This is a genomic window from Nocardia veterana NBRC 100344 (genome assembly GCF_000308855.1).
Lineage (GTDB): Bacteria > Actinomycetota > Actinomycetes > Mycobacteriales > Mycobacteriaceae > Nocardia > Nocardia veterana.
Genome location: NZ_BAGM01000096.1, coordinates 84933 through 106479, shown reverse-complemented (window position 1 = coordinate 106479; position 21547 = coordinate 84933). Strand labels below are relative to the sequence as shown.

The 21547-nt window shown below is 68.1% G+C and carries 21 protein-coding genes; 11 read left to right on the top strand and 10 right to left on the bottom strand.

Annotation, left to right across the window (positions count from 1 at the left end; translation table 11 throughout):
- Positions 1-206: 206 nt before the first annotated feature.
- The 3 genes from ON37_RS18315 to ON37_RS31045 all read right to left on the bottom strand — a co-directional run bounded on the left by ON37_RS18315 (position 207) and on the right by ON37_RS31045 (position 3381).
- Positions 207-1298 carry a cytochrome P450 family protein gene (locus tag ON37_RS18315; RefSeq protein ID WP_444543880.1) on the bottom strand — a complete coding sequence of 364 codons (1092 nt, stop codon included), beginning with the start codon at positions 1296-1298 and terminating at the stop codon, positions 207-209.
- A 296-nt stretch (positions 1299-1594) separates the two neighbouring features.
- On the bottom strand, positions 1595-2581 hold the full coding sequence (locus tag ON37_RS31050; protein WP_157171485.1) for an alpha/beta hydrolase family protein: 987 nt from the start codon (positions 2579-2581) through the stop codon (positions 1595-1597).
- Between the two features lie 329 nt (positions 2582-2910).
- The gene (locus tag ON37_RS31045; RefSeq protein WP_051031741.1) at positions 2911-3381 is read right to left on the bottom strand and encodes a MarR family winged helix-turn-helix transcriptional regulator; all 471 of its coding nucleotides are present in this window, start codon (positions 3379-3381) and stop codon (positions 2911-2913) included.
- A gap of 179 nt (positions 3382-3560) precedes the next feature.
- Here ON37_RS31045 and ON37_RS18300 point away from each other — a divergent pair, with 179 nt between their 5' ends.
- Complete coding sequence (locus ON37_RS18300; protein WP_040720832.1) at positions 3561-4967, top strand: FAD-binding oxidoreductase; 1407 nt, start codon at positions 3561-3563, stop codon at positions 4965-4967.
- Here ON37_RS18300 and ON37_RS18295 read toward each other — a convergent pair.
- Positions 4953-6092 (bottom strand): acyl-CoA dehydrogenase family protein, encoded by a 1140-nt coding sequence (locus ON37_RS18295; RefSeq protein WP_040720831.1) that lies wholly within the window; start codon positions 6090-6092, stop codon positions 4953-4955. The genes ON37_RS18300 and ON37_RS18295 overlap by 15 nt on opposite strands.
- 96 nt (positions 6093-6188) lie before the next feature.
- Between ON37_RS18295 and ON37_RS18290 the strand changes: the two genes are divergently transcribed.
- From ON37_RS18290 to ON37_RS18275, 5 genes are all read left to right on the top strand, one after another.
- Positions 6189-6773, top strand: coding sequence for a TetR/AcrR family transcriptional regulator (locus ON37_RS18290; protein WP_174362116.1), 585 nt, complete (start codon positions 6189-6191; stop codon positions 6771-6773).
- An 80-nt stretch (positions 6774-6853) separates the two neighbouring features.
- Positions 6854-7330 (top strand): MarR family winged helix-turn-helix transcriptional regulator, encoded by a 477-nt coding sequence (locus ON37_RS18285; RefSeq protein WP_040720830.1) that lies wholly within the window; start codon positions 6854-6856, stop codon positions 7328-7330.
- Complete coding sequence (locus ON37_RS18280) at positions 7323-7700, top strand: DUF5313 family protein (RefSeq protein WP_040720829.1); 378 nt, start codon at positions 7323-7325, stop codon at positions 7698-7700. Before ON37_RS18285 ends, ON37_RS18280 begins: the two co-directional genes overlap by 8 nt.
- 245 nt (positions 7701-7945) lie before the next feature.
- On the top strand, positions 7946-8101 hold the full coding sequence (locus ON37_RS32980) for a hypothetical protein (protein ID WP_157171484.1): 156 nt from the start codon (positions 7946-7948) through the stop codon (positions 8099-8101).
- Positions 8102-8406: 305 nt separating this feature from the next.
- Entirely contained in the window at positions 8407-9771 is a 1365-nt protein-coding gene (locus ON37_RS18275) for a hypothetical protein (RefSeq protein ID WP_157171483.1), read from the top strand.
- Here ON37_RS18275 and ON37_RS18270 read toward each other — a convergent pair.
- Both ON37_RS18270 and ON37_RS18265 read right to left on the bottom strand, forming a co-directional pair.
- Positions 9757-10839 (bottom strand): substrate-binding domain-containing protein, encoded by a 1083-nt coding sequence (locus ON37_RS18270; RefSeq protein WP_040720939.1) that lies wholly within the window; start codon positions 10837-10839, stop codon positions 9757-9759. The genes ON37_RS18275 and ON37_RS18270 overlap by 15 nt on opposite strands.
- Positions 10840-11057: 218 nt before the next feature.
- Positions 11058-12305, bottom strand: coding sequence for a serine hydrolase domain-containing protein (locus ON37_RS18265; protein ID WP_373282051.1), 1248 nt, complete (start codon positions 12303-12305; stop codon positions 11058-11060).
- Positions 12306-12725: 420 nt separating this feature from the next.
- Between ON37_RS18265 and ON37_RS18260 the strand changes: the two genes are divergently transcribed.
- The 3 genes from ON37_RS18260 (at position 12726) to ON37_RS18250 (ending at position 16513) form a co-directional block, all read left to right on the top strand.
- On the top strand, positions 12726-13046 hold the full coding sequence (locus tag ON37_RS18260) for a hypothetical protein (protein ID WP_040720826.1): 321 nt from the start codon (positions 12726-12728) through the stop codon (positions 13044-13046).
- Positions 13047-13123: 77 nt separating this feature from the next.
- Complete coding sequence (locus tag ON37_RS18255) at positions 13124-14638, top strand: catalase (protein ID WP_040720936.1); 1515 nt, start codon at positions 13124-13126, stop codon at positions 14636-14638.
- Between the two features lie 81 nt (positions 14639-14719).
- The gene (locus ON37_RS18250) at positions 14720-16513 is read left to right on the top strand and encodes a glycoside hydrolase family 15 protein (RefSeq protein ID WP_051031739.1); all 1794 of its coding nucleotides are present in this window, start codon (positions 14720-14722) and stop codon (positions 16511-16513) included.
- Here ON37_RS18250 and ON37_RS18245 read toward each other — a convergent pair.
- Complete coding sequence (locus ON37_RS18245; protein WP_040720824.1) at positions 16510-18210, bottom strand: FAD-dependent oxidoreductase; 1701 nt, start codon at positions 18208-18210, stop codon at positions 16510-16512. The genes ON37_RS18250 and ON37_RS18245 overlap by 4 nt on opposite strands.
- Before the next feature lie 84 nt (positions 18211-18294).
- Positions 18295-19350 carry an AraC family transcriptional regulator gene (locus ON37_RS18240; protein WP_040720823.1) on the bottom strand — a complete coding sequence of 352 codons (1056 nt, stop codon included), beginning with the start codon at positions 19348-19350 and terminating at the stop codon, positions 18295-18297.
- 62 nt (positions 19351-19412) lie between these two features.
- Here ON37_RS18240 and ON37_RS18235 point away from each other — a divergent pair, with 62 nt between their 5' ends.
- Both ON37_RS18235 and mbp1 read left to right on the top strand, forming a co-directional pair.
- A complete protein-coding gene (locus tag ON37_RS18235; protein ID WP_040720822.1) occupies positions 19413-19934 on the top strand; it encodes a DUF6328 family protein in 522 nt (173 codons plus the stop codon).
- Between the two features lie 101 nt (positions 19935-20035).
- Positions 20036-20293, top strand: a complete 258-nt coding sequence (gene mbp1 / locus ON37_RS18230; RefSeq protein WP_040720934.1) for a microaggregate-binding protein 1 — start codon at positions 20036-20038, stop codon at positions 20291-20293.
- Positions 20294-20373: 80 nt separating this feature from the next.
- Here the strand turns inward: mbp1 and ON37_RS18225 are convergent, their stop codons facing one another.
- Positions 20374-20697 carry a hypothetical protein gene (locus tag ON37_RS18225; RefSeq protein ID WP_040720933.1) on the bottom strand — a complete coding sequence of 108 codons (324 nt, stop codon included), beginning with the start codon at positions 20695-20697 and terminating at the stop codon, positions 20374-20376.
- Positions 20698-20733: 36 nt separating this feature from the next.
- On the bottom strand, positions 20734-21546 hold the full coding sequence (locus tag ON37_RS18220; protein ID WP_040720821.1) for an RNA polymerase sigma factor SigF: 813 nt from the start codon (positions 21544-21546) through the stop codon (positions 20734-20736).
- Position 21547 lies beyond the last annotated feature (1 nt).

Below are 21547 nucleotides of genomic sequence, written 5' to 3'. Positions count from 1 at the left end.
CCGGATGTCATCACGTTACGTGACCTGCAACGCGCCGCAGGTATTTACCGGTTCCAGCGCACCCTCGGATGGCGCACCGAGGAAGAGCTCGACGGCCCCTGTGGTCCCACGGAGGTATCGAGGTGAGCGACAACGAGACCGTGTCCGACGTGACCGCTGAATTCGCCCGGCACGCCGTATGGACGAGCTGCGCGCGGGCGTGTAGGTCACTGTCCGTCGGAGGCCGGCATCGGCGGGAAGGTCACCGGAAGGGCGGCCAGGGCTCGATGGAAAGGCCCTGGCCGCCAAACCAATTCGGCGGCCGGTACCGACAGCCGCAGATCGGGGAGGGCGTCGAGTAGTTGGTCGATGGCGTCTTGTGCGATCAGATACGCCGCGGACCGAGCCGGACACGCATGGGGGCCGGCGCCCCAGGCCAGATGGGAGCGATTGCCGGTATGGTCGCTCCCACTGTCGACCAGGTCGTTGTTGCAGCCGGCCATGCTGATCACGACCGGCTGATCCGCCTGCAACCACATATTGTCGATCAGGATCGGTTGCCGCGGATAGGTGACGGAGAAGTTCGCCATGGGCGGGTCCAAAAAGAGGACCTCGTCCAGCGCATCGCGCGTGGACAGAGCCCCGCCGAGAACACTGCCGGCGAACCGTTCGTCGGTGAGTATCAGTAGCACGGTGTTGACGATCAGATTGTGCAGCGGCTCGATGCCGGCACCGTAGAGCACGACGATCTGATGGATCAACTCCGCGTCGTCGAGGCCGGTGGGATGTGCGATCAGTCGTGAGGTGATGTCGTCTCCCGGATTCCGGCGCTTGAGCTGGACCAGCTCGAGTACGGCTTCGCCCAGCATTCCGTTGCCGCGCTCGGCGTCACCGCTGTCGAAGATGATCGCGGTGGCCTCCGCGATCCGCTGTCCGATCTCCGGCGGACAACCCAGCATGGCGTTGACGACTGCGAAGGCGAGCGGAAAAGCGTACTGGCTCACCAAATCCGCAGTTCCCAGGTGGCCGAAGTTGTCGATCAGGCCGGCTGCGATGTTCTCTACCGTCGCGTGCATCGAATGCAGGTCGACGCCGTTGATACTGTCGGTATTCGCCTGGCGGTAGCGGGAATGCGCGACTCCCGTGTTGCGCAGCGCATTCGGCCGCCACTGCAGGACCGGAAGCACCGGGCAGTCCGACGGAACTCCGCGTTCCCAGGCCCTCGGGTCGGCGGGAAAGTGCGCCGGGTCGTGCAATATTCGTAGTGCGGTCCGGTAGCCCACGACCAGTGTCGCGGGTACGCCCGGTGCCAGCTCCACCGGGGCGAGTGAACCGTACTGCGCGCGCAACCGCCGGTATGTCGTATGCGGATCCGCGGCGAATGCGGGGGAATACAACGCAATTCGTTCTCGATGGTCGCCGGTAGGAGCCCCATGCCGGCCGGCCGATCCGGAAGTCGGGCGGGGGAGAAATTCTGGCCTGGTCAAGCAGCCTCCAGATGACGAGCGCGCGGCATGGTAAGGCGCCGACGGGCGCCCATGTTCATGCTTACCTTCTGGGTGTGACTGTCGGCATCGGTACATCATGGGTAGGTCGTCCGGTACCCGCGGGAGGTTCACCCGGTGTGCCACACCAATTCCGGGTGGGTCGCGCGGGGAAGGTCGTGGCCGAGCAGATGCCGGTCGAGCCAGCTCGCCACCGCGTCGCGGGTGACGATCGCCGCTCGGTCCGCTGGCAGTGTGCCGCACTTGTCGGGACCGCCGCCCAGGGCGCACAGATCGGTCGCGGTGTAGTGGCCGCCGTCGCGCACCGACGCGTAATCGAATGCGCTGTCGTGGAATTGCGCCCAGGAGGGATGTGGCAGCTCGCTGGATCCGAGCAGCAGCACCGGACGATCGAGGGTTGGGGGTGCCGCCGTACCGGCCCACCCGGCCGAACCGTCGAGGACGACGACCGCCCGCACCCGCGGATCGATGGCTGTCGTCTGCACCGCGGTGAGGCCTCCGTAGGAGTGTCCGACCATCGCGATCCGCGTGGGGTCGAGATGGGGGCCGACGATCGGGAGTGTCGGCAACCGATCCAGCGTGATACGGGTGTCGTGCATGCGGTCGCCCAGGCGTGCCCGCATGTACTGGCTGTTGTCGGGCATCACCGGACCTCCGGCCGCGAGCCGCCCGTCCGGGAGTTCGACCGCGGGCGCCTCACCGGTGTGGTCCATGACCACCGCCACCCAGCCCCGGGAGGCGAGGTCGCTCGCCAGGCCGGACAGCAGGAAGCGCGGGCAGGCCAGTCCGGGCGACATCAGGACGACGGGCAGGCGATCACCGGCGACCGGCGCGACCTCGGTGGCGGCGGCCTGTGCGCCTGCCATGGTCGCGACGCCGGGAGTGCGCAACCACGCGGCCGACTCCGCGGCGATCTGCAGCTGGGTGGCCGGGCCGGTCGCGGGAATGTAGGGCGCCGGCCTGCCCGTTTCGGTGGTCGGATACCAGGCGGAGACGATGACGGTACGGTCGGCGTCGGTGACGGCTGTGTCGACGCGGCCCACCGCGGCAGTGCCGGCGGGTGCGGCTACGGGCGACGGCCGCACCGCGATGGACACATTCGGCACATCGGATGGATTGGCGTGTGCCCATCCGAGGCCGCTGCACGTGACGGCGAGCGCCGCGAACCCTGCGGCGACGAGCCGGATCGGCAACCGGGCCACCTCCTCGGTGAGGGTGAGCCGACCGAGCAGGCACGACCAGCGAAAGAGCGCTGGTCGACCGGTCGATCCTGCTCACACTGGCCCTGTGAGTGTGCGTCGCGGAGTCCGGTGATCGGGGCAACCCGGCTCGGCGTGTCGCGAGTCGCCGGGGAACCAGGATCATGATGCGCGACGTGCAGCGGCGAATCCGCAAACGGAAGGTTCTCGTCTGAACGCGGTCGTCCTCAACGTTGCGGGCCGCCGGTGAGGCAGCTCGTGGCCGTCTCCAGAAATCGCATGACCACCTGCTGGTCTTCGGATGGCAGGTCGGTGAAGGCGGGGGAGAGGCGGGTGGCGAATTCACGGTAGGTCTCGGTGATGAGGTCGTGGCCGACCTCGGTGAGCGACGCCAGAATGCGGCGGCGATCGCGGGGATGCGGGGTGCGGAGCACCCAGCGGCGTTGTTCCATGCGATCGAGCAGGTCCGTGATCGAGGCCGTGGTGACACCGAGCCGCCGCGCCAGATCGGTCGGGGTCTGCGGACCCTGCACGAGAAGATGGCCCAGCGCCACGATATCGATCACCGCGACCCCGCCGGCCGCCTCGGCGCGGGCGCCGCGGTAGGAGTCCACTCCCCGGACGAGTGCCCGTACTGCCATGGCCATCGCCATGGTCCGGTCCGTTACGGGCGTGGGCGGCGGCTCGATCACGGTCATCAGGTTACCTTGTAACTAGGCTCCCTAATGAATACGATGATCCCATCGCGCGTCTCGATGCCGAGCGCGTGTAGGTCTTTTCGGACGGCACGCCGGCTCGGCGAGTGCCGCATCGGGAGCCGACCGGGCACGGGGCGGCTCATTCCATGGGGTCGGGGCCACGACATCTGGAGAATGCGATGACCCGAACGGTGAGCTCCGATCTGGGAGCGCTGCGCTCGAACATGCAAGGTACGGTCCTCGGCGGTGACGATCCCGGATTCGACGAGGCTCGCTCGATCTGGAACGGCGCCATCGACAGACGCCCCGCGGCGATCGCGAAGTGCCGCCGTGCCGAGGACGTCGCCGCGGCGCTCGGCTTCGCCGCCGCCCGCGATCTCGAGGTGTCGGTGCGCGGTGGGGGCCACTCGTTCAGCGGCGCCTCCGTCGGCGACGGCGGGATGATGATCAACCTGGCCGAGATGAATCGGGTTCAGGTCGACCCCGAGGCCGGCCGAGTGCTGGTCGGTGGCGGCGCGACGATGGCCGATATGGACGCCGCGACCCAGGAGCACGGGCTGGCGGTCACCGGCGGCGTGATCAGCCATACCGGGGTGGGCGGTCTGACCCTCGGCGGTGGCATGGGCTGGCTGACCCATCTACTCGGACTGTCGATCGACAACCTGACCGGGGCTCGCGTCGTCCTCGCCGACGGTCGCATCGTGCACGCCGACGGCACCGAGAACGCCGAGCTGTTCTGGGGGCTGCGCGGCGGTGGCGGAAACTTCGGTGTGGTAACCGAATTCGAGTTCCGAGTCCATCCCGTCGGCCCGATGGTGCAGTTCACGATGATGTTCTGGCCGATGGATCAGGGCCCGGACGCCTTGCGTCTGGGACGGGAGTTCGTCCCAACCTTGCCGGAGCGGGCGGGGCTGCTGTTCGCCGTCGGCCTGTCCGCGCCGCCGGCCCCGTTCGTTCCGGAGCAATACCAGCTGATGCCGGGATACGCCCTGCTCGTCGCGGGCTTCGACGGACCGGACGAGCATGCCGCGACGGTCGCGCCGCTGCGGCGGACGCTGCCGCCGCTGTTCGAATTCACCACCACCATGCCCTATACCGCCCTGCAGAGCCTGCTCGACGACTCCGCCCCGTGGGGCATTCACGGCTACGAGAAGGCACTCGATCTCGACGAACTGTCCGACGAGGTGATCGCGATCGTCGCCGAACATGCCGGGCGCAAGGCATCGCCACTGTCGTTCATGCCGATCTTCGCCCTGGACGGCGCATTCTGTGACGTGGCCGAGGACGCCACCGCCTTCGGCGGACGTCGCACCCCGCATTTCGTCTGCAATCTCGCGGCGGTCGCACCCGATGCGCAGCTGTTGGAGCTGGATCGGATGTGGGCGCGACGGGCCTGGGACGCGTTGCGGCCCTGCGCCGCCGAGTGCGGCGGCTATGTCAACTTCATGGCCGAGCCGGACGAGGAGCGGACGCGCGCGTCCTACGGATCCAAATACGGGCGGCTGGCCCGGATCAAAGCCGAATACGATCCGGGCAACGTCTTCCATCGCAACGTCAATATCCGGCCGGCCTCAACCGGCCAGTGAGCGCGCGATCACCAGTCGCTGAATCTGGTTGGTGCCCTCGAAGATCTGGGTGATCTTGGCTTCGCGCATATAGCGTTCCACGCGGAATTCGCGGGTGTAACCGTAGCCGCCGAGGACCTGCACGGCATCGGTGGTCACCTTCATCGCCGCGTCGGTGGCGACCAGTTTGGCGACCGAGGCATTGCGCGAATACGGTTGCCCCGCATCGCGGCGGCGCGCGGCGTCGAGGTAGGTGGCGCGCGCCGAATCCACGGCGGCGGCCATATCGGCCAGCAGGAAACCGAGGCCCTGATGGTCGATGATCTTGCGGCCGAACGTGGTTCGCTGCTGAGCGTAGGCGACCGCCTCGTCCAGGGCGGCCTGCGCCAGGCCGGTTGCCACCGCGGCGATGCCCAGGCGGCCGGAATCCAAGGCGCTGAAGGCGATCTGCAAGCCCTGCCCCTCCGCGCCGATCCGGCGGTCGGCGGCGACCAGGGCATTGTCGTAATGAGCCGAGGTGGTCGGTATCGCGGTGAGGCCCATCTTTTCTTCCGGCTTGCCGAAACTCAGGCCCTCGGTGCCGGCGGGCACCAGGAAACAGGAGATGCCGCGCGAACCCTCGCCGGTGCGGGCGAACAGGTTGTAGAAGTCGGCGACGCCGCCGTGGGTGATCCACGCCTTGGTGCCGTTGATCCGGTAGCCGTCCTCGGTGGCGGTCGCCTTGCAGGTGAGCGCGGCGGCATCGGATCCGGCCTGCGGCTCGGACAGGCTGTAGGCGCCGATCGTGCTGCCGCTCAACATCTCCGGCAGCCAGCGTTGCTTCTGCTCCTCGGTGCCGAAGGTGAACAGCGGATGGCAGGCCAGCGAGTGCACGCTCACGGCCACCGCGACCGCGGCCCAGCGCGCGGCGATCTCCTCCAGTACCTGCAGATACACCTCGTACGGCTGACCACCGCCGCCCCACTCGACCGGGTACGGCAGGCTCAGCAGTCCCGCGTCGCCGAGGGTGGCGAAGACGCCGTCCGGATAGGTTTCCGACTTCTCATGGCTGTCCACGATCGGGGCGAGTGTCTTGTCGGCGATATCGCGGGTGAGCCGGATCAGATCGTGCGCTTCGTTGGTGGGCAGCAGGCGGTCGACGGCCACGGCTACTCCTCGGGGGACGGGAAACAGTACTGGATTACCGCTCACAGTACTGGTTCCGGGCAGTACTGCAAAGCCTCGCCCAGTACTATCGCGCGCATGGACCGGTTGACTCCGCCCGAGTTCGCCACCCGGCGGCGCGGTGAACTCTTCGACGCCCTGGTCGATCTGTTTCTCGCCGAGGGATTCGCGCATCTGACCCTCGATGACATCGCCGCGCGGCTGCGGTGCTCGAAATCCACGCTGTACGCCCTGGCCGGCAGTAAGGAGCAACTGGTTCGCGCCGCCACGGTGCACTTCTTCCGGCGGGCGACCGATCAGGTGGAGGCTCGCGTGTCGACGCTGTCCGGTGCGGCCGAGCGCATCACCGGCTATCTCTCGGCGGTCGGCGTCGCGCTGTCGGCGGCCGCTCCGCGCTTCATGGCCGACCTCGAGGCCTTCGCACCGGCTCGTGAGGTGTACGAGCTCAACACCCGGATCGCCGCCGATCGGGTGCGTGAGCTCGTGACCGAGGGTGTGGCGGCGGGTGAGTTCCGCGATGTGCACGCCGCCTTCGCCGCCGATCTCGCCGCGGCGATGATGGTCCGGATTCAGCAGGGCGGGGTGCGCGCGGCCACCGGCCTCGACGATGCGCAGGCCTATCGCGAGTTGGCGGCGCTGCTGACCGCTGGAATCAGGCGCTGAACTGTGCGTTGGCGCACTAATAGTTTGTGCATTAACTATTAGCGCGTTAATCTGGCCTCCGGCACGAGGAGGTGTGGGTCATGACGACCGGAGTCGACGATCCGTTGCGATTGGATCGGCAGGTGTGTTTTGCGCTGGCGGTCGCGAACCGATCGGTGCTCACGGTGTACCGCCCGCTGCTCGAGCCGCTGGGTCTGACCCATCCGCAATATCTGGTGATGCTGGCGCTGTGGGGTGAGGCGCCGATGTCGGTGAAGGCCATCGCCGAGGCGCTTCAGCTCGACTCCGCGACCCTGTCGCCGCTGCTCAAACGACTCGAGTCGGCGGGGCTCATCACGCGCCGCCGCGATCGGCGCGACGAGCGCACATTGCTCATCGACCTCACCGACGCCGGGTGGGCGTTGCGCCGGGAAGCGGAGAAGATCCCGCCCGCCGTCGTCGAACGACTCGGAGTCGGCCTGGCCGATCTGGAGGAACTGCGGGAGGTTCTCACCCGCGTCAACGAGGCCGCGCGACGGGCCGCGCACGCCGACACCCAGGGAGTTATCGATGAGTGAGCAGAAGCCGAATCCCGTTCAGCGCGTGCGCTACATCTGCGGTGCGACGCTGCCGCCGTCGATGCGGCAGTGGGTGCTCGACGATCTGACCGGCCCGGGCGCCGCGCGCCGCTACCTGCTGCGTTTCCTGGTGCCGATCATCCCGGTCCTGTGCCTGTTTCTGCTGGTCCCGGGCCCGCTGTGGGTCGGGCTGTCGATGATGGCCCTGCTGTACCTGCCGCTCGTCTATTTCACGGTCGCGCTGATGTACGTGTATCGGCGCCACCGTCTACTCAAACACGGCCTCGACCCCGAACTGGCCGATATCGGGGAGCGCCGGCGGGCGGCCGCCGAGCGCGAACAATACGAGCTGCGGCACGGGCGCGGCTGACCCGAGCCGGAAACCCCGGGCGCCGAACGGATTCCACGAAGGCCGACCGGAGGCGTCCGCGGCTCGTCCCGGCCGCGGACGTCGCTGCGGGGTGTACTGTTATCGCAGTCGGTGATGCATCGAGTGCCGCCGAGGCGCGCGAGTCCGGCCGTAGGCCGGCGGAGGCGTCGACGGAAATCGGCATGGATTTCGACTATCCAACGGTTGCGGACGCTCGGTGATGCCGCAGGGAAAGGACATCCGATATGAGTGAGCAGCCGAATCTGTTCAGCCACAGTCCGGTACCCGTCGAAACGCCGACGCCGGCCGGTGGAGTGGCGCATCGTCCGCTGTTCCGCAGCGCGGGGAATTCGGCCGGATCCGACGGCGCGGAGACGCCCGCGGACGACGGCACCCGCTGATTTCTCGGTCTCGCCGGCCCGGCGTCGGGACACGATCCGGCAACGGGCACGGCGGTCAGCGTCCCTCGTTTCCACGCTCGAACGCGAGGATTCCGTGCTTGCGCACGGCATTGATATGGAAGAGATATCGGGCGCGACCGAACCGTTAGCAAATCATCATCGAATCGCAGAAATTGCTCCGTTCCCGGTAATTCGAGGCGGAAGCGGCACTTTCGGGCACGGGTAGTGTCGGACCCGCAATCATTCGGCTAACGAATCGGCGGGGTTTTACGCCCAGGCGTCACCTGCCCGGAACGGAGCCCGGCGTGAGTGCTGTGACCTTCGGTTCCCCGGATCTGCGGGAGCACGCACAACGGCTGTCGGCCGGTGTCACCGGTGCGCAGTGGCTGCGATCGGCGGCCGAGACCTCGGCCGCCTGCGTGACGGCGGGTGTCGCCGGCCTGGCGATGATGATGCCGATCAGCCAGTCCTGGCTGTCTCCCGGCTCCGCCTTGCAGGTCGATCTGCTGATCTTCAACATGCCGCTGGCCCTGACCGCCGGCGCCCTGATCGCCGTCATCGCCGTGTCGGTCTCGGCCGCGATCGGCAACAGCCGGCTCGCGTGGTGCGCGGTCTTCTGTGCCACCGCGGCGATGCTGGTGAATCATGTGCTGCTGGTCCGGTTGGAGACGCGGACGCTGTCGACGCTGAACTATGTCGATTCCATGCTCGCCGGCGTGATCTTCGGCTGTCTGGCGGCGGCTGTCTGGCATCGCCGCGCCCCGGCCGGCGGATATCTGTTCGGGGCGCTCGCCTCGATCCTGGTCGCCGACCTCACTCCGGCCCCGGATTTCGCTTCGACCGCCCCCGGTGACGATCTGCTGCGTGGAGCGCCGCCGGTGTGGCTGATCCTCGCCGCGATCGCGCTGATGCTGATCACCGCGGTCCTGTTCCGGCAGGAGCGCCACCCCGAACCGGACGACTGCGCGGTCGTCCCGTTGAAGCCGGTCGTCTCCGCGGTCGTCATCGTGTCGGCGACCCTGGCGACCTCGGTGTGGCTCGCCCGCAGCGGCACCCTCGTCGCGATTCTGATCGGCGGCGTCGTCCTGCTCGCGGCGACCGCCGTCGCGGCACTGCTGCTGCCCGGGCGCGACGGCATGCTGGTGGTAGCGATGGTGGCGTTCGCGACGGCCGGTTCCACGGTGCTCACCGTGCCCCGGCCCGCCTGGTCGACCGTCCTCGTCGTCGCGACCGCGGGCGCGGGACTCTACGCGGGGTGGCGGATTCGGCAGCCGCTACCGGCGGTGGCCGGCTCGGTGGCGCTGGCGATCCTGGCGGCGGTGACAGCGGCCGTGGTCGAGCGACCGCCCGCGGTGGTGACCGTTCCCGGCTGCGTCCTGCTCGCCGCGGTCGCCGGCTACGCCCTCGGCTGTGCGATCGGTCCGCGCGCGACCAGCGCGGTGGTCGGCATCGTGATTCTGTTCGTCCCGTCGGCCGGAGTGGCTCTGCAGGGGCGCGATATCGGCCGGGCGGAATATTCGCAGACCTGGTTCCGCAGCGCCGACACCGCTCAGACCGCGGTACCCGGGATCGTCGCCGCCGGAATCGGGCTCGGCTGCGTGGGAATCGTGCTCCTGCTCGGCCGCCTCCGGCCATTGCCTCGAGTCGAGAAGGTCTCAGGCGCGGCGTAATTCGCTGACCACTTCGAAATCCACACCGTCGGCGTCGGCGAGGAATACCGGCTGGGTGGTGTGGGCGCCGCGCACCTTCACCTCCCCGCGGGGACCGCCGTAGCGGACCCGGGCCGCGTGCCGTTCGATCTCGCGGACGTCGAGGCTGCGAGCCGCCTCGGCCAGCGAGGCGAACAGCAGCAGACCCTCGTAGCAGGATTCGCCGATGTTGTTCAGCGCCGGGGCGAAGGTGCCGTAGCGCGCGGTGTACCGGCTGCCGAAATCCATCGCCTCCGGTGACACCACACTTTCGAAATATCCCGAGGCGGTGAACAATCCGCGGGTGCTGTCCGGGCCGCCCGCGTACAGCACATCCTCGCCGATCATCATGCTCAGGCGGAGCCGGTGCTCGTCCAGGCCGGCGTGGGCGAAGGCGCGGTTGAACGCCGCGCAATCGGCGCCCACCAGCAACAGCAGCACACCCTGCGCGGAGGAGGTGCGCACGAGGTCGAGGGCCGGGCCGAAATCGCGCCCGCCGAGTGGGACGAATGCCTCGCCGACGATCTCGATATCACCGAAGGCCGCGGCCTCCCGGGTGACCCGCGCCGTCTCCCGTGGCCAGACGTAGTCGTTGCCGATGATGCACCAGCGCCGGATTCCCTTCTCCGCGCGCAACCAGCGCAGGGCCGGGAACAGTTGGTGGTCGGGAGTTTCGCCGACCATGTACACCCCGTCGGAGTTCTCGCCGCCCTCGTAGAAGGTGGTGTAGACGTAGGGCACCCGACCGGCCGTGCGCGGGGTCAGCACCCGGCGTGCATTGGACAGATGCCAGCCCACCACACCGTCGACGGCCCCGGTGCCGATCATCCGGTCGATCCGTTCGGCCAGCAGTGGCAGCGGCGCGCCGGAATCGACGGTGTGCAGGCGCACCGGCCGGTCGAGGATTCCGCCCGCGCGATTCACGTCCTCGACCGCCAGGGCCGCGCACGCCTCACAGGACGGGCCGAACAGGCCCGCCGGTCCGCTGCCGGGCACCACCAATGCGATATCGACGGTCTCGCGCCGGCCGCGGGAGTTCGAGAATCTCATCGAAACCTCCGCCGCCCGATCGTCTTCTCCGAATAGTCGCACCTCCGGACGCTTGCGTTAACGCCGGCCGGTCGAGGCCGGGAGGGATCGGCTCGCTCGGCGTCGATGCGCCCGACGATCGACAATACCCCGCACGGGTATGAGGTGTGCGCGGCGCGGAGCCGTGCCGTGAACGGCATCGTCGTCGCCGTGAACGCGTCGGAGCCGAAGCTGCTCGATCACCGGGCTCGCGCGGCCGGGCGATCCGCGCGGCACGGTATCAGTGCCGAGATCTGCGCCACCAACTGCCCGGGCCGCTCGGTGTCGGTGGTGGCCTTACCGCTGGTCAGGACGGCGCCGGAGAGGCCACGGTCGAGGTCGGCCCAGCCGTACTGGGTGGTCAAACCGCTACGGCCGAAATGGGTTTCGGTGTGGGCGCCGAATTTGGAGCGCCGAGCGCCCAGTTCGAAACCCGCCCGGCTGACCCGGCCCGCGATCCCCGGTATCCGGGGCGCCGGTGCGATCGCCCAGCGGAGCGTCTCGGGGGAGAGGATCCGGACCCCGTCGAGTTCACCACCACGACAAAGGATTTCGTAGAAGCGTGAGAGCTCCGAGGCGGTCGTGACGAGATTGCCCGACGGTAGTTCCGCGGTGAGGAACGCCCGCGTCGCCGAGTCCGGCATGGACGCGCTCATCCCGCCACCGAGTGCCTTCCCCGCCACCATCGACCAGGCCCGCGACGGCCGCGGGCCGGTCCGCACGCTCGGCACGACCGCGTCCACATCCTCGGGTCGCACGCCGAATGTGGTCCACCGGAAGCCCAGCGGGTCCAGGACGCGTTCGGTCAGATGCTCGCGCATCCGCTTACCGGTTGCCCGCTGGACCAGCAGGCGCAGGATCAGGCCGCTGGTCAGGGCGTGATAGACGCGGAAGCGCCGGGGCGGCCAGCTCGGCCGCAGTGCGATCAGCGCCCGGAGCGCGACCTCCTCGTGCACCACGGCATCGAAACCACGAAAACCCGCCGGCATGAACGGTACTCCCGCGGAATGGCTGAGCACGTCGCCAATCGTGATGCGCCCCTTGCCGTTCGCCGCGAATTCCGGGATGTGGTCGCACACCCGGTCGTCCGGGGTGAACGCGCCCTGCTCGATCAGCATGGCCATCACCGTCGCGGCCACCCCCTTGGCCGTGGAGAAGCCACAGAACGGAGTGTCCACGGTGAGTGGTTCACGTTCGATCTCCGGCCCGTCACCCGGAGCGTTCCCGCGGCTGTGGCCGATGGCCCGGTTCAGCACGACGGCACCATTGCGGCGCAGGCAGAACTGGATCGCCGGTGTGGTCCCCAGCCGGTACCAGGCGCGGACCGACGCCCAGATCGTCTCGACCTCGTCGCGGGTCAATCCGGCCGCAGCCGGATCGTCTTCGGGGCCGACCGCGGTCACGGCGTCCAGGTCGGCGGGAAGGGGAACCAAGGGGATACCGGGCACGGCCGCCAGCATAGTGATCGGCTCGATCGGCGCTGGTCAGCGCCGTGATTCCCGGCGAGGAGATCGGCCTGCCGAAGCGCCGGCCCCCCCGGGATCGTGCCGGCACTTCGGCCGTTGCCGTCGGGTTCGGCGAGATCACCGCGCCGAGCCCGACGCCGGTTCCCAGGCGCAGCAGCATTTCCCAAGTCGGCAGGAGAACACACCTTCGATCGAGGCGAGAACTCGCGGGCGCAGGCCAGCCCGGCCGACGGGCGCCCGAGGCGATGCGCGAGTAGTCGCCGAGTGAATTTTCGGCTAACCGAGGGGCGGGAACCAACACTGCCGCGGCCCGCCTGATTCGACCCGGCGTTCGGGGGTAGTACGCCCACAACAGGGAGACGTGTGCCCTGTGCCCGAAACCGGATAGACGGAGGTGCCGAGATGACGGAACCGCAGACCGCACGTGGACGCTCGTCCGAGGGGCGCCCCGACCGGCGACGCACGCTGCGCCCGCCGCGGCGGCACGCCGGGGAAGGGATCGAAGACACCTACAACATTCCGGGCATCGTGCTGTGCGCTCTGGCAGCGGTGGCACTCGCGCTGGCGCTCACCGCCGCAGGCTACGGCTTCGGCGGCTGGGCCATCGTGGCCGGCATCGTCTGCGCCGCCTGTTTGATCAGCGGGATCGGATGGGTCGCGCTGGAAAGCCGCCGGGTGCGCAGGCGTGATCAGTGGGAGCCGCACGAACGTCAGGGTCACTGACCACCCGGAGCAGGGGAGGGCGCCGGCGCCGCGCAGCTCGACAGTTATGGTTGGAGAGGAGAGATATGGTCAACCCGATGACCGGCAACTTCACCACCGATGATGCCGGTATCCCGGTCGCCAGCGACGAGGACTCGCTGACGATAGGTCCCGACGGCCCGATTCTGCTCAACGACGCCTATCTGATCGAGAAGATGGCCGCGTTCAACCGTGAGCGCGTCCCCGAGCGCCAGCCCCATGCCAAGGGCGGCGGTGCCTTCGGCGTCTTCGAGGTCACCCAGGATATGAGCGCCTACACCTGTGCCAAGGTGTTCCAGCCGGGGCAGAAGACCGAGATGCTGGCGCGGTTCTCCACCGTGGCCGGTGAGCGTGGCAGCCCGGACACCTGGCGTGATCCGCGCGGGTTCGCCCTGAAGTTCTACACCGAGGACGGCAACTTCGATCTGGTCGGCAACAACACACCGATCTTCTTCGTGCGGGATCCGATGAAGTTCCAGGACTTCATCCGGTCCCAGAAACGCCGCGCCGACAACAACTTACGCGATCACGATATGCAGTGGGACTTCTGGACGCTGTCACCGGAGTCCGCTCACCAGGTCACCTGGCTGATGGGCGATCGCGGCATCCCGCGTACCTGGCGGCATATGAACGGCTACTCCAGCCATACCTATATGTGGGTCAATGCCGAGGGCGAGAAGCACTGGGTCAAGTACCACTTCCTGACCGATCAGGGCGTGGAGTTCTTCACCCAGGACGAGGGCGACCAGATGGCCTCGATGGATACCGATTACCACACCCGGGATCTGTGGGAGGCGATCGAGCGCGGCGACTATCCGAGCTGGACGCTGAAGATGCAGATCATGCCCTTCGAGGCGGCGAAGACCTACCGGTTCAACCCGTTCGACCTGACCAAGGTGTGGCCGCACGGCGACTATCCGCTCTACGAGGTCGGACGAATGACGTTGAACCGCAATCCGTCCGACTATCACACCGAGATCGAGCAGGCCGCCTTCGAACCGAGCAACGCGGTCCCCGGCACCGGTCCGAGCCCGGACAAGATGCTGCTGGGCCGGTGGTTCTCCTATCCGGACGCGCACCGGTACCGGATCGGCGCCAACTACAAGGAATTGCCGGTCAACGCCCCGAAATCGCCGCGGCACTCCTACACCAAGGACGGGCACATGCGGCACCACAACCCGGGCGACCCGGTGTACGTGCCGAATTCGAAGGGCGGCCCGCACGCCGAGCCGGATCGGGCCGGGCCGACGGCGGGGTGGTACACCGACGGTGAGATGGTGCGGCAAGCGTACACGTTGCGCCGCGACGACGACGATTGGGGCCAGGCCGGCACCCTGGTGCGCGAGGTGCTCGACGACGCGGCGCGGAATCGCTTGGTGGACAACATCGTCGGGCATCTGCTGAACGGGGTGAGTGAACCGGTGCTGGTGCGCGCGTTCGAGTACTGGCGCAATGTGGACAAGGATCTCGGCGACCGGGTCGAGGCCGGGGTTCGGGCGAAACAGGACGAGAAGGATCCGAAGGCGGCCGGACAGGCCAATCCGGCCCGGTCGTCGGCCCAGGAAAAGGCATAGAAACAGGCTCGGAAAAAGGCTGGACAGGCCCGGCACGGAGACGGGGCGGTTAGCTGGTCGCGGTCGTGGTATTTCCCGATCATGATCGCGAATCCCGCTGCCGCCCCGCACGTACTGCGGGAGTACGCCTTTCTGGCCGATGGCCGTCGCGGCGCACTGATCGGGCCGCGGGGCGACATCTCCTGGATGTGCATGCCGGGGTGGGACGGCGATTCGATCTTCGCGAGTCTGCTCGGCGGCGCGGGAATCTATGCGATCACACCCTCGAACCGCTTCGTCTGGGGCGGCTACTACGAGGACGGCACCCTGATCTGGCGTTCGCGCTGGTTGTCCGGCACGGCCGAGATCGAATGCCGGGAGGCGCTGGTCTTTCCGGGGGATCGGCATCGGGCGGTGTTGCTGCGGCGGATCCTCGCGATCACCGAGGACGCCGAGGTCGACGTCGAATTGCGCCCGGTCGCGCAGTTCGGCGCGCGGTCGGTCCGGGAACCGCGCTGCGCGGACGGGGTGTGGACCGCGCGAGTGGGCGCGCTGCGGCTGCGCTGGGCCGGGGCGCCGACGGCCGAGATGGACACCGAAGGCCGCCACCGGGGGTGGCGTGATCGTCTCGTGGTGCCCGCGGGCCGGCACCACGATCTGATCCTGGAACTGTCCGACCACACCTTGCCGAAGGACCTACCGGATCCCGATATCTGTTGGGAGGCAACCGAAACGGCGTGGCGGTGCGACCGCCCGGACCTGAGTTCGAGTATCGCCCCGCGCGACGCGGCTCATGCCTTCGCGGTACTGCGCGGCATGACCTCCGAGTCCGGGGGCATGGTTGCCGCGGCCACGACGAGCCTGCCCGAGCGCGCGGACAAGGACGAGAACTACGACTACCGCTATGTGTGGATCCGCGATCAGGCGCTCGCGGGCCAAGCGGTCGCGGCGGCCGGTCCCCATCCGCTGCTCGACGACGCCGTGCGGTTCACCTCGGCCAGGCTGCTCGCCGACGGACCCACGCTCGCTCCCGCCTACACCGTCGACGGGGCGGCAGTACCGCCGGTGAAAGCCATCGACCTGCCCGGATATCCCGGTGCCCGGCCGGTGATCGGAAACCGGGTGCGGGGGCAGTTCCAGCTCGATGTCTTCGGGGAGACGCTGCTGTTGTTCGCGGCGGCGGGCCGGCACGACCGGCTGGGCAGTGACCATCGCCGGGCGGTCGACATCGCGGTGTCGGCGATCGCGGACAACTATCGGCGACCCGACGCCGGTATCTGGGAGATCGAGGATCGGCTCTGGACCCATTCCCGGTTGATCTGTGCGGCCGGGCTGCGAGCGGTGGCCGCGTGCCCGAATACCGGTGCCGATACCGCCCACTGCACCTCGCTGGCCGATGTGCTGGTCGCGGAGGCCGCCCGCACCGGCCTGCACCCGAGTGGCCGGTGGCAACGCGCCCCCGGCCTGCCGGGCGTGGACGCCGCGTTGCTGCTGGCCATGATCCGCGGCGCGATTCCGGCCGACGACCCTCGCTACGCGGCGACGTTCTTCGCGGTACAGCGCGATCTCACCACCGACTACTGCGTGTATCGCTACCGGCACGACGACCGGCCGCTCGAGGTGAGCGAGGGCGCGTTCCTGCTGTGCGGGTTCACCATGGCGATGGCGGCCGCCCAGCTCGGCCATCCGGTGACGGCGATGCGCTTCTTCGAACGCAATCGGGCCGCGTGCGGAACGCCGGGTCTGTTCGCCGAGGAGTTCGACGTCCGGCAGCGCCAGTTGCGCGGCAACCTCCCGCAGGCGTTCGTCCACGCGATACTGCTGGAATCCGCACTGCGACTGCGTCCGTTGCAGCCGCAACTGCCGCCGCCCGCCGCCGCGGCCGGCCCCGACTAGGTGATGTCGACGATCGGCAGGCGCAACGCGGCCGGGGCGTCGGCGGGCACCACGGGCGCCTTCGGCGCGATCGGGGCCAACCGCCGGTAGGGCGCGCCGAGTGCGGGGCGCGGATCCGGTTCGCCCTTGTTCGGCCACAGCGCGAGGGCGCGTTCGGCCTGGGCGGTGATGGTCAGCGACGGGTTGACGCCGAGATTGGCCGAGATCGCCGACCCGTCGACGATGTGCAGCCCCGGGTGCCCGTACATGCGGTGATACGGGTCGACAACGCCGGTGGCCGGGGAATCGCCGATTACGCAGCCGCCGATGAAATGTCCGGTCATCGGAATGCCGAACAGACTGGTGATCCCGCCGGTCGGGATTCCGTCGATCTTCGCCGCCACCCGGTGCGCGACCTCGTGACCGGCCGGGATCGAGGTCGGATTCGGTTGTCCCTCACCCTGTCTGGTGGTCAACCGGCGGCCGAACAGGCCCCGTTCGGTGTAGGTGGTCAGCGAATTGTCCACCGACTGCATCACCAGCAGGCCGATCATCCGCTCCGACCAGTGCCGGGGGTTGTGCACCCGCACCAGATCGCGGCGGCGGCGCCAGTTCTCCCGCAACCACAGCCGAATGCGGCCGGCACTGCCGTCCTCGTCGTACATCACGGTGGTCATCAACGACAGCACGTTGCTGCCCTTGCCGTAGCGCACCGGTTCGATGTGGGTGTCGGCGTCGGGATGGATGGATGAGGTGATGGCCACCCCCCTGGTGAAGTCGGTATCGGTGCGGCGACTCCGAACCGAGAGCAGCTCTTCGGAATTGGTGCGGGACAGGTACCCCAGCCGCGGTGAGATCCGCGGCAGTGAGCCGCGGTCGCGCAGGCGATGCAGCAGACGCTGGGTGCCGAGTGCGGCGGCGGCGAAGACCACCTGTTCGGCGGTGAAGGCGCGGCGGCGCTCGGCGAGCCAGCGGCCGGTCCGCACGGTGTCGACGCGGTAGCCCCCGGACGGCAGTGGCACCACATCGACGACGGTGGTGCGGGGATGAACGACGGCGCCGGCCTGTTCGGCGAGGTACAGATAGTTCTTGACCAGGGTGTTCTTGGCGTTGTGGCGGCAGCCGGTCATACATTCACCGCAGTGGGTGCACGTGCGCCGGGCCGGTCCCACCCCGCCGAAGTAGGGGTCGGGCACCTCTTGGCCGGGCCGAGTGTCCTTGCCGCCGAACAGCACCCCCACCGGTGTGGGCCGGAAGGAGGAGCCGACGCCCAGCTCCTCGGCCACCTCGCGCAGCACCCGGTCGGCGGCGGTGGTGGCGGGATTGGTGGTGACGCCGAGCATCCGTCGGGCCTGGTCGTAGTGCGGTGCGAGTTCGGCGGCCCAGTCGGTGATGTGCGCCCACTGCGGGTCGGCGAAGAATTTCGCGGGCGGTTCGTAGAGGGTGTTCGCGTAGACCAGTGAGCCGCCACCGACGCCCGCGCCGCTCATGACGAAGGTGTTCTTCAACAGCGTCAGCCGCTGGATGCCGAAGCATCCCAATCGCGGCGCCCACAGGAATTTCCGTGCCCGCCAGGATGTTTCGGCGAATTCTTCGTCGGCGAAGCGGCGGCCGGCCTCGAGGACGCCGACGCGGTAGCCCTTCTCGGTCAGACGCAGCGCGCTGACACTGCCGCCGAATCCCGACCCGATGACTACCACGTCGTAGTCGAACCCCATCGCCGGCGCCTTTCCTCGTCCCGATCCGTCCTCGTACCGTAGGTGCGGATCAGGGGCGGGGCGCAGAGATCGACGGCCAACAAATCAATAGTTCCGGTCACGGCGGTAGGCGGCGGGTGTGGTGCCCGTCCAGCGTTTGAAGGCATGGATGAACGGTGTCGCCTCGGCGTAGCCGAGTCGGATGGCGATGTCGTCGATGGTCAGCGGGGTGCCCGAGAGCATTTCCTGGGCGAGCGCTCGGCGCACCTCGTCCAGCAGTGCGCGGTAGCTGGTTCCCGCCTCGGTCAGGCGACGGCGCAGGGTACGCACACTCATATTGAGTTCCCGGGCCACCGTGTCGATCGGCGGCGGGGTGGTGATGCCGGTCGCGCCGCTGCCGGGGAGCAGTCGCTCGCGGACCTCGGCGGCGATTCCGGTGCGGGCACTGCGGCGCTGTACCAGATCCCGGCACTGCGCGATACATACCGCCCAGGTCTGCTGATTGGCCTGCGGCAGTGGCTGAGCCAGAATCTCCGGAGCGACGGTGAACATGGTGTGCGGTCGGCCGAATCGCGGTCGGGCGCCGAGGACGGCCTCGAGTCGTTGCGCATGCGGCGGTTCGGTGTAGCCGAATTCGATTCGGGAAAGGGCGAAGTCGTGGCCGAGGAGATCGCCCATCACCCGATGCATGGCGACGATGTCACGCTCGACCAGGAACGGCTGCACGTCGGACGGGATCAATTCGTGGTGGATCCAGGCGACCACATCGTCGCGCCGGTACTCCACGATCGGCGTGCAGAAGGCGAAGCCGAGCCGGTAATAGCGCAGTGCGAGCGAAATCGCCTCGCGCAGTGTCGGACTGGTGACGCACGCGAAACCGAAGATGCCGAAGGTGCTCAACCGGTAGCGGCGGCCGACCTCGACCCCCAGCGCCGGGACGGTGCCGAGTTCGGCGACCAGATTGCGCACCACCGCCAACTCCGCCTCGGCCGGAATCTGCGCGCCGGGATCGGCCAGGGCGCCCGCGCCGATACCCGATCCCGCGAGCAGGCGCCCCGCCGGAACGCCGTATTCGGCCGCGAATTCCGTCATCACCGCCACGCTGGCGATGCCGCGGGGGAAGTTCCAGGTCCGGACATCGGGCGCCTCGACGGTGTGCATCTCATCATTATGGCCGGAAGTATTGATAAGGGGTCGCGACCGGGCGGAGATAGGGTTGTCGGATGGAGCAGGCGCAGCCGGCGGGCGGCCCGGCCGATCGAGAGTGGGACCGGCGGGAACGCGGTGAGACCGAAACCGAGCAGCTGGACCGCAATCTGACCAGTCTGATCCAGGAACTGCGTGTCGTGCAGACCGGCGTCCAGCTGCTCACCGGTTTCCTGCTCACGCTTCCTTTCCAGGCCCGATTCAATGCCGTCTCCACCCCGATGCGTGGGCTGTACCTGGCGGTGGTCACCGCGTCGATCGCCGCGACGGTCTTCCTGATCGCACCGGTCGCGGCCCACCGCATCCTGTTCCGCCGGCATCGGCTGGCCAGTGTGGTCCGCACCGCGCACACCTTCGCGCTGGCCGGGTTGCTGTTGCTCGGGATCGCGCTCACCGGCGTGGCCGTGCTGATCTTCGACACCGTGGCCGGCGCCGTGGCCGCGACGGTCGTCGGAATCTGCTTCGCGCTGTTGTTCATCGGGGTCTGGTTCCTGCACCCGTGGCGCGATCGACGGCGCACCGCGGCGGACGGTGAATGACCTCACAGCCCACCGGAAATCGCGAGGTCGCGCGTTTTGCCCAGGGGGTCACGGGTATCGCGCCGGATGTCAGTGATTTCGACCTGCTGGAGGTGAATCTCTTGTCCGAGCACGAGAAGGGCGGAGTCCGCGGAGGTCTCGAGGGCGCCGTGGAAGGCGTCAAGGGCAAGACCAAGGAAGCGGTCGGCCAGATTTTCGGAAACGACGACCTGCGTGAGGAGGGCTGGGCGCAGCAGAGCCGCGCCGACTCCCAGCGCGAAGCCGCGCAGAAGGAGGCGGAGGCCGAAAAGCATCGTGCCGAAGCCGGATTCGAGGAGAAGCGGCAACAGGTCTACCAGGACGACAGCAGCCGCGGCTGACAGCTCGCGACAGCGAAACGAAAGGGTGCCCGGCCGCTGTGGCCGGGCACCCTCTCATTTCGCGGGCCGCTGGGACGACGCTATTTCCCCAGCGCGTTCGCGAGTTGTTTCTTCGTCATCTTGGAGCGCCCCTTGATATTCCGTTGGCGCGCTTCGTTGTACAGCTGATCGCGGGTGGGGCCCTGCGAGCCTTTTCCGGAACGCTGCCCGCCGCGCCGCTGGGGCGACATGTCGTTCGTGGAACTGCGGCTGGCGGTGCGCGTCTTACCCGATTGCGCGCGATTCTTGTTCACGGTGCGCGCCGCGATTTCCTGGGCGCGCCCTTTGCTCTCGCCGCGTTGCCGCGCAGACGATTTGACGTGCTCGTATTGGCGTTCTTCTTTTGCTGACCATTCCTTGGGCATGATCACACCTTTCCGGAGAGGGGACGTCTGGACGGATCAGGTCGGCTGTGGTTCGCAGAGTGCCTGCTGCCGCAGGTTTTTCAGTGTGCGGGACAGGATGCGCGAGACATGCATCTGGGAGATGTGCAGTTTCTCCGCGATCTGATTCTGCGTCTTGGATTCGAAGAAACGCATGACGAGAATTCTGCGTTCCCGGCTCGGCAACGCGTCGATGAGCGGCCGCACCGCCATCGCGTCCTCGGTCAGTTGGTAGCACTGTTCCTCGGTGCCGAGCTTGTCCAGCATGGCACCGTCGTCGGCGTCGACGACGGCGTCGATCGAATTGGGCTGATAGGCGTTGCCGGCGATCATGGCCTGCACGACCTGGGTGTCGTCGACATCGAGGGCGTCGGACAGTTCCCGCGCGGTAGGCATCCGGCCGAGTTCGTGGGCCAGTTCTTCGGTCGTGGGCCCGATGCGCAGCCACAGTTCCTTCACTGCGCGCGGCACCCGGGTCGACCAGGTGTAGTCGCGGAAGTGACGGCGGACTTCTCCCATGACGGTGGGCACCGCGAAGGAGAGGAAGGAATTTCCCCGGGCCGGATCGAAACGATCCACGGCCAGCACGAGCCCGAGGCGCGCCACCTGATGGAGATCGTCGAAATTTTCGCCCCGGCCGGAGAATTTACGGGCGATATGCTCGGCCAGCGGCAGGCAGAGTTCGATGATTTCGGCTCGAACCGACTCGCGATGCGGATCGCCCGGCTCCAGGGCAACCAGCTTTTCGAACCAGGGTTCGATGTCGTCGTAACTGTTGGCACCGTGGCGTGCGGCGGTTTCGGCACGACGGGCGATCGGTTCATGTGTCATT

What these genes read in the sequence shown, in the direction of transcription:
- ON37_RS31045 (WP_051031741.1), bottom strand. Translation starts at nt 3,381, where the DNA reads ATGACCGTGATCGAGCCGCCGCCCACGCCCGTAACGGACCGGACCATG.
- ON37_RS18300 (WP_040720832.1), top strand. Translation starts at nt 3,561, where the DNA reads ATGACCCGAACGGTGAGCTCCGATCTGGGAGCGCTGCGCTCGAACATG.
- ON37_RS18290 (WP_174362116.1), top strand. Translation starts at nt 6,189, where the DNA reads ATGGACCGGTTGACTCCGCCCGAGTTCGCCACCCGGCGGCGCGGTGAA.
- ON37_RS18285 (WP_040720830.1), top strand. Translation starts at nt 6,854, where the DNA reads ATGACGACCGGAGTCGACGATCCGTTGCGATTGGATCGGCAGGTGTGT.
- ON37_RS18280 (WP_040720829.1), top strand. Translation starts at nt 7,323, where the DNA reads ATGAGTGAGCAGAAGCCGAATCCCGTTCAGCGCGTGCGCTACATCTGC.
- ON37_RS32980 (WP_157171484.1), top strand. Translation starts at nt 7,946, where the DNA reads ATGAGTGAGCAGCCGAATCTGTTCAGCCACAGTCCGGTACCCGTCGAA.
- ON37_RS18270 (WP_040720939.1), bottom strand. Translation starts at nt 10,839, where the DNA reads ATGAGATTCTCGAACTCCCGCGGCCGGCGCGAGACCGTCGATATCGCA.
- ON37_RS18260 (WP_040720826.1), top strand. Translation starts at nt 12,726, where the DNA reads ATGACGGAACCGCAGACCGCACGTGGACGCTCGTCCGAGGGGCGCCCC.
- ON37_RS18255 (WP_040720936.1), top strand. Translation starts at nt 13,124, where the DNA reads ATGACCGGCAACTTCACCACCGATGATGCCGGTATCCCGGTCGCCAGC.
- ON37_RS18250 (WP_051031739.1), top strand. Translation starts at nt 14,720, where the DNA reads ATGATCGCGAATCCCGCTGCCGCCCCGCACGTACTGCGGGAGTACGCC.
- ON37_RS18245 (WP_040720824.1), bottom strand. Translation starts at nt 18,210, where the DNA reads ATGGGGTTCGACTACGACGTGGTAGTCATCGGGTCGGGATTCGGCGGC.
- ON37_RS18240 (WP_040720823.1), bottom strand. Translation starts at nt 19,350, where the DNA reads ATGCACACCGTCGAGGCGCCCGATGTCCGGACCTGGAACTTCCCCCGC.
- ON37_RS18235 (WP_040720822.1), top strand. Translation starts at nt 19,413, where the DNA reads ATGGAGCAGGCGCAGCCGGCGGGCGGCCCGGCCGATCGAGAGTGGGAC.
- ON37_RS18225 (WP_040720933.1), bottom strand. Translation starts at nt 20,697, where the DNA reads ATGCCCAAGGAATGGTCAGCAAAAGAAGAACGCCAATACGAGCACGTC.
- ON37_RS18220 (WP_040720821.1), bottom strand. Translation starts at nt 21,546, where the DNA reads ATGACACATGAACCGATCGCCCGTCGTGCCGAAACCGCCGCACGCCAC.